At 63.8% G+C, this 8565-nt stretch carries 8 protein-coding genes and 1 pseudogene; 5 read left to right on the forward strand and 4 right to left on the reverse strand.

The window, feature by feature from the left end; genetic code table 11:
• Positions 1-156 precede the first annotated feature (156 nt).
• Positions 157-1179, reverse strand: coding sequence for an alpha/beta hydrolase (locus RUU78_RS14215; protein ID WP_313917687.1), 1023 nt, complete (start codon positions 1177-1179; stop codon positions 157-159).
• A gap of 408 nt (positions 1180-1587) precedes the next feature.
• On the opposite strand from RUU78_RS14215, the gene RUU78_RS14220 reads away from it, so the two are divergent.
• The 3 genes and pseudogenes from RUU78_RS14220 to RUU78_RS14230 form a co-directional block, all read left to right on the forward strand.
• Positions 1588-3126 carry a choice-of-anchor Q domain-containing protein gene (locus tag RUU78_RS14220; protein WP_313917688.1) on the forward strand — a complete coding sequence of 513 codons (1539 nt, stop codon included), beginning with the start codon at positions 1588-1590 and terminating at the stop codon, positions 3124-3126.
• Between the two features lie 354 nt (positions 3127-3480).
• The gene (locus RUU78_RS14225) at positions 3481-4044 is read left to right on the forward strand and encodes a sulfur transferase domain-containing protein (protein ID WP_313917690.1); all 564 of its coding nucleotides are present in this window, start codon (positions 3481-3483) and stop codon (positions 4042-4044) included.
• Between the two features lie 81 nt (positions 4045-4125).
• A pseudogene (locus RUU78_RS14230) lies at positions 4126-4260 on the forward strand (IS5/IS1182 family transposase); the annotation flags it as partial.
• Between the two features lie 249 nt (positions 4261-4509).
• On the opposite strand, the gene RUU78_RS14235 reads toward RUU78_RS14230, so the two are convergent.
• On the reverse strand, positions 4510-4821 hold the full coding sequence (locus RUU78_RS14235) for a hypothetical protein (protein WP_313917692.1): 312 nt from the start codon (positions 4819-4821) through the stop codon (positions 4510-4512).
• A gap of 15 nt (positions 4822-4836) precedes the next feature.
• Between RUU78_RS14235 and RUU78_RS14240 the strand changes: the two genes are divergently transcribed.
• The gene (locus tag RUU78_RS14240) at positions 4837-5025 is read left to right on the forward strand and encodes a hypothetical protein (protein ID WP_313917694.1); all 189 of its coding nucleotides are present in this window, start codon (positions 4837-4839) and stop codon (positions 5023-5025) included.
• Positions 5026-5073: 48 nt separating this feature from the next.
• On the opposite strand, the gene RUU78_RS14245 is transcribed toward RUU78_RS14240, so the two are convergent.
• On the reverse strand, positions 5074-5631 hold the full coding sequence (locus tag RUU78_RS14245) for a hypothetical protein (RefSeq protein ID WP_313917696.1): 558 nt from the start codon (positions 5629-5631) through the stop codon (positions 5074-5076).
• Between the two features lie 592 nt (positions 5632-6223).
• Entirely contained in the window at positions 6224-6529 is a 306-nt protein-coding gene (locus RUU78_RS14250; RefSeq protein ID WP_313917697.1) for a hypothetical protein, read from the reverse strand.
• A 458-nt stretch (positions 6530-6987) separates the two neighbouring features.
• On the opposite strand from RUU78_RS14250, the gene RUU78_RS14255 reads away from it, so the two are divergent.
• Positions 6988-8499, forward strand: coding sequence for a hypothetical protein (locus tag RUU78_RS14255; RefSeq protein WP_313917699.1), 1512 nt, complete (start codon positions 6988-6990; stop codon positions 8497-8499).
• Positions 8500-8565: the final 66 nt, after the last annotated feature.

The following is an 8565-nucleotide window of genomic DNA, read 5'->3' on the forward strand; positions in this document are numbered from 1 at the left end:
TGGGAGTCTGGAGGTTACCCTGATCCCCGTTACGGCAGCACGCTGCGTGGCGTTACGCGCGGCCTTTGCGCAGCGCGTAACGCAGTAGCGTTGACCACGTCTTCCCCGATGCCTTGCCCACACCTGCTGCACTGCGAGTGGCACCTGCAGCGTGCCTCACTCGGCAGGCGGCGGATCCAGCAGTTTTTTCGCCGCGGCGGCGACGGCAGCCGGTTGATCCAGTTGAATGTCGTGCGAGGTGTTGGCGACCTCGAGCACGCTACTGCGACGGGACGCCGCGAGTATTCGCGCGTGGGTTTCGGCACGAGCGGCTTGCAGCACCGCCCGCACTTCGTCCGGTGCATCCTGATCCTGGAGCGTGGGTCGCAACAGGATCAACGGAATCGCGCCATAGTTTTCATCGGCCGGCACCGGCGCTGAGAACACCTGTGTGTTGCTCGTCATTTCCGAACGCAGGCTGAGCCAATAGCCCGGCGCTGACTTGTTGTGGCGCGTGGCCTCGGCGACGGCCGCACTCATCCAAGGCGGCGGCGGGCGTAGGCAGCGCTGCTGCAGGGTGTCTTTGTCATTCGCCGCGGCTGCCTGCTCGCAGGTGGTGAGCAGCGCGTCGCGCCGGATCAGCCCGTCCGCGACCTCTGCCTGCCAGGCGGCCGGCATCCTGGCGTCGGCAGCCTGTTCGGGAGGATCCACCAGCACCAGTCCCGCAACCCGCTGCGGGTAGGCTTGCGCGTAGCGACGCACGATGTTGCTGCCCAGCGAATGGCCGACCAGCACGACCGGCGACCCGATGTTCGCAGCCTGCAGCAGGGCGTGCAGATCGGCCACCGTCGCATCGAGGTCGCGCGGCAGCGGACCGGCATCGCTGAAGCCAAAACCGGCGCGGTCATAGGCACAGACCTTCGTGTGTTTGGCAAGCAGCGGTCGCACCCGAAACCACGTGCTGGAATCGGCGTTGCCGCCGGCCTCCAGGATCACCGCCGGCGTACCGTCGCCGCTGCAGCGCAGGTTGAGCCTGCGCCCATCCGCAAGCAGCACGCGCTGTCCTGCCTGTGCATACGTGTCCGGCGTGTAGTCCTGTTGGGTTTCGATGGCCCGTGCGGGCGAGGCGTCGGCACATCGAGGTAGCGCCACCCAGGGCAGCGCAGACAACGCCACTGCACACATCATGAGTCGCTGCATGCAACACATGTCGATATCTCGATGGCGATGGGGATGTTCAAAGTACAGGAAATTCCCATGCCCTATCCAGGCAGCCAGAAATTCAGACGCTCATTTCGCACAGTCCCCGCCCGACGACGGCACGTGGTCCAGCCGCGTGCTTTCAAGCCAACTGACGAAGGCGCCTACCTTGGTCATGGCAAGCCCGCCGCCGGGGTAACTGATCCGCCCCCCACCTTCGCAGTTCCGGATGAACAGGAAATACGTGCCGGCAGGCAGGTTCGAAAACGGGGTCGGGTCAACGGGGTGATGTGGCCAGGACGTCAACTTGACTCCGGAAGTCGCAGGCGGTCGTGTGCGAAACGCGGGCAGGTTGGCGTACTGGCGTTACTCTGCAAGTTAACCTGACCCCGTTAACCGGAGTCCGCCATGTCCCCGTTCCCGCGCATCGTCGCCCTGCTTTTCCTGTCGTCACCTGCGATCGTTGCGGCTCAGGCCGTGTTCGACTGCCTGGCGCCGGCCGCACCGCTGCTCACCGCGCCCGTGGTGCTCGGCAACGGCAGCGCCGGCAGCGTGACGACGGCCTCGCTGCAGGCGGCGCTCGATTCGGGCGGGCCGATCCGCCTGAACATCGGCACGTCGACACTCGTCGTCACCGCAGAGCTGCGCATCACGCGCGAGACCGTGCTCGACGCGAACGGCGCGACCCTGTCAGGGGGCAATGCCAGACGAGTACTCCGGGTGGGCAATCCCAATAATCTTGCTTCCTATACGTTTTCCTTGTTGAACGCGACGATCACCGGCGGCAGCACGCCGGGCGCGAGCGGCGCGGGCCTGTTCAAGCCGGCCGAAGGGCCCTGGCAGGCCGCCACCATTCGCATCCACAATTCCCGTTTTACTGCGAACACGGCGATCCAGAGCGAGCAGGACGGCGGCGGCGGCGCGATCTACGTCATCGGCGCCCAGGAGATCGCGATCATCGGCAGCACGCTCGACGGCAACCGCGGCAGCAATGGCGGCGCGCTGTATTCGCTGGGTTCCCGGCGCGTCAACCTGTTCGACAGCACGCTGTCGGGCAATGTCGCCACCGGCAGTGGCGGCAATCCGGGCAATGGCGGCAATGGCGGCGCGCTGGGCGTGGACGGCGAAAACCGGTTCGTGAACCTTTGCCGCGCGCGGCTGCTGAACAACAGTGCGGGCGCCTACGGTGCCGGCCTGTTCACCGTGGCCTACGACCTGACGAGCTTCACGCGAATCCATAATTCCACAGTGCAAGGCAACAACAGCACCGGCACGAGCAACGCGCACACGGGCGGTGCCTATATTCAGGGCGGCCCGGTCAGCATCGGTGGTTCGACCTTCCGCGACAACCAGGCGTCGGGATACGGCGGACTGAGTTTGTTCGACCACGGTGGCGTCGTCACGTCGGGCGACATCACCAACAGCACGTTTACCGGCAATGTCGCGCGCGCCGGCCTCGGCGGTGCAATGAACCTGCAGGCGACCGGCGGGCTCACGCTGCAGAATCTGACCATCGCCAACAATTCCGCGCCCTGCAATGTGTGCTTCGCCGGCGGCATCGCCAACGGCTCGAACCCGATCACGTTGCGCAATACGCTGTTTTTCAACAACACCGGCGGCAACGCGTTCAACCCCTGGGCCATGCTGCAACCGGTCAGCGGGTCCAACAATATTCAATGGCCGCTGGTACGCCCGGATTCCTTCGGACAACAGGAAAACCCTGTGACGCCAGGGGCGATCTTCGCGGACGCGCAGCTCGCGCCGATCGCCAACAACGGCGGGCTGACCGAGACGCTGGCGCTCTCCGCCACGTCGCCAGCGGTCGATGCGGGGACTTCGACGAATGCGCCGCCGGTTGATCAACGCGGGCAACCGCGCGCCGGCGCGGTCGACGTGGGTGCCTACGAGTACGCCGGCGATGGCCTGTTCGCCAATGGTTTCGAATGAGGAGCAGAGGCATTCGAGGCGAATTTGGCAGGCGAATGCAGGAGGGCTCCGGAACAGTGGCTTCTCATGAGCCGGAATCTCCAGGTGGTACCCATGTGGCCAGCATGACCGCTGGTGCGCCGCGGCGCGTGCGGATGGATGCGGGAGCAGTGTCGGAAGAATCCGGATTGTGGGTCGCCTGTCTTCCCTGTTCTTGCCTGTTGTTACCGGTGGTCGCCGGATCGGATCGGCGCGCGCAACAAACAGACCATCGTATTCACCCCTCGTGATCTCCGGAGGGACGGGGCAGCTTCAGGTAAGTTTGCCCGGTAGGTTTCCCGCTCTTCGTTGGCCCAGCCTCGATTGGAGTTTGCCGTGAATCGTTTGCCTCTTGCCTTGACGATGTCCGCCGCTTTTTGGTTGACAGCCTGCGCGACTGCGCCGCAGAAGTCCGCCGTCGCCGCCCCTGTACCGCAACCCTCTGCGCTTGCCAAAGCAATCCCGCAGGGCGAGGTCCTGCTTGCCGCTCAACCGACGCTCGAAGACCTGCAGGGACTGAAGTCGCGCGACATTCGCTTCGTCTTCAACTTGCGGACGCCGGAAGAGATGAGCACGCTTTCCTTCGATGAGCCGGCACTGATTGCGCAGCAGGGCATCGGCTACGAACAGCATCCCGTCAACGGCAATGCGGCATGGACACCCGAGCTGCTTGCGGCGTTTGCCAAGGCGGTACAGGCCAACGACGGCAAAGTGCTGCTGCATTGCGCCAGCGGCGGCCGCGCTGCCACGTTGTATGCGGCTTATGCCATGAAGTACCTCGGCAAGACACCGGACGAAGCCGTGCAAGTCATGGTGGCGGCCGGCTCCTGGCCATTGCCACTGGAACGCCTGACCGGGGAGCGGTTGTCGTTGGTACGCAGCAAAGACCCGGAAAAATGAGCGCGGCGGGGTCAGGCTCACTGCCCAGCCACATCGGCGAGTGAACCTGGCCTGGGTAGAATCCGAAAATGCGTGATCAGTTACGTGAAAGTGCGCTGCGAGGGCTTCGCAAAGCACACGGCACAGGTCGTCACGCTATTTGCGCTGGCGAATCTTTACCTCGCACGAAAGCGCTGGTTGGCGACGACGGGACAACTGCGTCCGCAGGCTGTGTAGAGGGCGGAAAATGCGCTCGATCACGCGAAAATCGCCCAAAAGAACCCTCGCAAACTTCAGCCCGCTACCAAATCACTCTGGACGGCGTTCAGTTTGCGAAGTTGATCAGAGGTTCCCAAGTGGTCGGAATAATCTGCCGGTCTACGTGAAATTTTCTTGCTCTCGCTGTGTATCCGCTGGCGCAGCTACGCGTACCCATCGGAGGTCTGCCAAGACACACTATCGGGCCGTTCTCGCAGCAGGCGTTGCTCACTCGCGTCTTGCCGGACTGGAGTTTTCAAACGGCTTGGATAAATCCCACACGTGAGACGACACGCCGTTGTTTCTTGTGTATTCCCCTGCGAGAACAACATCTCTGTAATCCATTTCAAGCCCTGCTACCTGGTAGCGCAGACCCTTCAAGGTTCTATCGCTAGCCACGAGCGCACAGCGTAACAAGCGAGGGGTAGCCATCGACCCGTCGTGCGTTTTTGCATTTTCAAGAACGGACAGCGCTTCCAGTTGTTCATGTTCGACGAATTTGTCTTTGACAAAAATCTCAATATCTGTCGGTAGTGGCATAGCACGGCTCCACAAATGATTGAGTTTGCTCGGTACCGTGAAGGGTACTTCGAGATGCAGGACTTTTTTCGTTTTCCGACGGAGATTGGATCACGATTGCGGTGGTCCCCCAGCACCGGTCTGTCGGAACGGGTGCTGCCGAAAAAAGGTGTTGGCTTCAGCCGGACTGGCGAACAGCTACCGACCGGCGTGATGCCCGACTGAAACAAGAGGTTTGACGCTGGGCAGCGAGGGCTCCATGGCGCCAAAGCATCATGGCTTCCGGGAAATGAGGCGCAGTTCGGTGATGACGTCTTGCCCCGCGCCAAACAGGGCACGGAACGGCGACGAACCGGCCTCGATCGTTTCGAGGCCGGTTTCGATCGTCCGCACGCCAGCGTAAGTCAGGAAATAGAAGCGAACTTTTCCTGGGGCCGGATACGGATAGTCCGACGTCGGCGACGCGTCGCCGACGTGCCGGTTGGCCAGCGACACAAGGCGCAGCGCGGCTTTCCTCACATCGGCATGGTAGCCCCCGCCGATGATGCCGAAGCTCGACGTCGTGTAGAGGCTCGCCGTTCCGTCAGAGGCCGAGATCACGGTCGCCGTCATATCTCCCACCGGCCAGTCGATGGCCACGCCATACACGTGCGGAAATCTGCTGGTCGGCGAGGCGCCCAGCTTGGCTGCCGTCGTGGCAAGGAATGTCTGACGGAGTCTCCGACCCGTGCCCTCATCAGCTGGCCGCTCGACCCACGGGGCCGCGTGGAGACCAAGGGAGGCAACCAGGGCAACAAAGGTACCGAGCAGCCGTTGAAACGTGGTCATCAAGAAGAACTCCGGAGCGGGCAAGGATGGGTCAGGCGCATCGATACGTCCCCGGACGCAGTGCTCTATCCACTCGCAACGGGGCGTGTCGCCAATGGTGGGCGTGCGCCTGAGCCGGCAACGTCGTAGAACCCATCGCGCGTCAGTGCGCGACGGGCGTGCCCGATTCTCCCTGTCGCTTGCGCAAGAAACCTCTCAGCCAGCCAGAGCAGCTGGCGCGCGTGGGCGAAACCGATTTTCAGACGCGATGATACGGGGCACCGGTCAGGATTCGGCACCCCGAACGATGCTGGCCCGCCCGTACGACCGCACGGCCGTTCCGGTGGTTGTCGTGCGGGCCGAGAATCGTGCGCGCTGGGTGCGCTGCTCACCGGCCGAGGCGAGGGGATTGCTGCGGCCGCTGCGACTGCGCGTGGTAGTGCGGACCGTGTGACGCCACGCGAATATCGCCGAGGTGCTGTATGGCCCCGGCTATGTCGACGCGGACATCGTGTAGGCGAGGAAACAGCGAGCCAGCGCCGCGGCGCGCGTGCGTACCGCGCGCAAATCGTCGCAAACGCCGGAACGGCGCGACGCCGCCCCGGCAGCCGTGAACTTACGGACCGTTGTCGAAATAGGCGTCCAGCATCCCGTGCACATCCCGCGAGAACAGCGCTATCGCTTCGACCATCCCGAAATGCGAGCGCGCATCCGCGTCATCCAGCTGCGCCATCGACAGCGTCCCGCACAGTTCCTGGATGGCCGTGACGCGATCCAGAATTTCGTGCTGCAACGCCTCGCGCTGCTCCGGCGTATCGAGCGCATACGGAAACAGCACCGGCTGGCACGACGGTAGTTCGCGGGGCAGGGGAAAGAACGAACCGTGGCGGATCGTGGCGCGCGCCTCCCGGAGCAGGAACAACGCCGCCACTGCAGACAAGGGAACAGCGACGCGGCTTACCCAGTTGGAATAACTCTCTTTGTGGGTGTCCTAATCTTCGCTCCCCGCTGGAAGATCTCGAACTGTGGGTGTCCTGATTTTCAGATTTCCAGTCACCGATGACTGATTCTTCTTCAGTGACGACTGCCGGAGGGGCATCGTCGGCTGAAGTTAAGCCGACGACGACGTATCTGCACACACTTGGGGGAATCGCTGCGCGCCCGCGTCTTCCGGGAGTGTGTGTTCCGATGACCGGCGGTAACGATGTCGCACCTGTTGCTGGTGCCATCGCCTGGATCCGCCACGATGTCGAGACCACGGGCGCCGCCGCGCTCGCCATGGCTTCTGCCGCACATTGAGTGGCGCGCGCGGCTGCAATCCAAAGCACGGCGTAGCCGCGCCGGCAGGTGAGGTTCACGCTTCGCAGTCTGGAGTTCTTCATGAAAAGCAATGCACTGCGCGCCGCGGTCGCGGCGAGTCTCGTCGCGTCCGCCGCGGCCGGCGAGCGCGCGAATGCGGTCGAACTGAGCCCCGAGGGCACCGGCCAGGTCCTGATCTATCCGTACTACACGGTCAACCGGAATCAGCAGACGGTCATCTCGGTGGTCAATGCGACCAACGCCGCCAAGGCGGTCCGGGTGCGTTTTCTCGAGGGCTACAACGCGCGCGAGGTGCTCGACTTCAACCTGTTCCTGTCCGATTTTGACGTCTGGACGGCGAGCGTCTTTGCCCTGACCGATGCGGGCTTGAACGGTGACGGCGCAGCCATCACCACCACCGACCACAGCTGTACGGCGCCGGGCAAGGACTTCTGGACCGGCGCGCTGGGAACCGGCCGTCCGTATCAGGAATTTCTTTCCTCCGCGTATACCGGCACGCATGCGGACTCGGGACCGACGGGTGTGGCGCGGACGCGCGAAGGTTATGTCGAACTGCTGCAGCTGGCCGATCTCGGCGGTTCGCTGCGTACGGCGGTGACACATACCAGTAGCGGCAATCCGGCCAACTGCCAGATCGTCCAGGTCATCGATCCGGAGAATGCCGGGTTGCTGCCGCCGACCGGCGGACTGTTCGGCGCCGGCGGTATCGTCAATGTCGCGCAGGGCACGTTCCACGCCTACAACGCCGATGCGATCGGGGGCTTCAGCAAGGTCGCGCTGTATGCGGTGCCCGGAATACCGTCGCTCGCGCAGGCGAACACGGCAGACGGTATCGCCACGGCCTTCACCTTCGACGCAGCCGGCGAATTGTTCCGCTCCGACTACGTCACGAACGTGCCGCCGTCCCAGGCCATCGATGCGGTGTCCGCGGTATTCATGGCGTCCTATCTGCTCAACGAATACAACGTCGACGCGTCGGCCGGGTCGAATACCGACTGGGTGGTGACGTTCCCGACCAAGCGCTTCTATGTCGATCCGGAGATCCTCGGCCTGCCGCTGGGCAGTGCCGGTGCGCTCCCGCCGTTCACGTTCACGTTCGGGCAGCGAGTCACGGTCAACGGAACCGAGATCAACGGCGACGCGCGGTCCTGCAGTCAGGTCCAGTTCCTGCCGTTCGATCGCGAGGCGGGGCGTCCGGGCCCTTACAACCCGCCCTTTCCCATGCCGTTCCCACCGCCTCCGACGCTCTGCACGACGGTCAACGTGATCACCATGCCGAACCTCCGCGAGCGGCCGACCGAATCCGTTGTTCTGGGATCGCGGCTGCATACCCATGTGGAGCCTTTTGCGGCTGCCGGCTGGCTGCGCCTTTTGCTCGATCCGGCGTCGCAGCCGCATGCGCTGCGCGCCTCGCGCGACGGCGATGTTTTCCGCGGTCTGCCGGCAACCGGGTTCCAGGCCGTCAACTACGTCAACGGCAATGTCGCGCCGGGCGTGCTGTCGAACTACAGCGCAGCGTTCCGGCATCGTGCGGTGCGCAGCTGCGTGAACGGCGCGTCCGCGTGTAACTGAGGGGTCAGGCTCGAATGGCACTTACTTAAGGCGCACCGGATGACCCTGCGCGCGAACGATTTCCCG

The organism is Tahibacter sp. (genome assembly GCF_032229445.1).
GTDB lineage: Bacteria > Pseudomonadota > Gammaproteobacteria > Xanthomonadales > Rhodanobacteraceae > Tahibacter.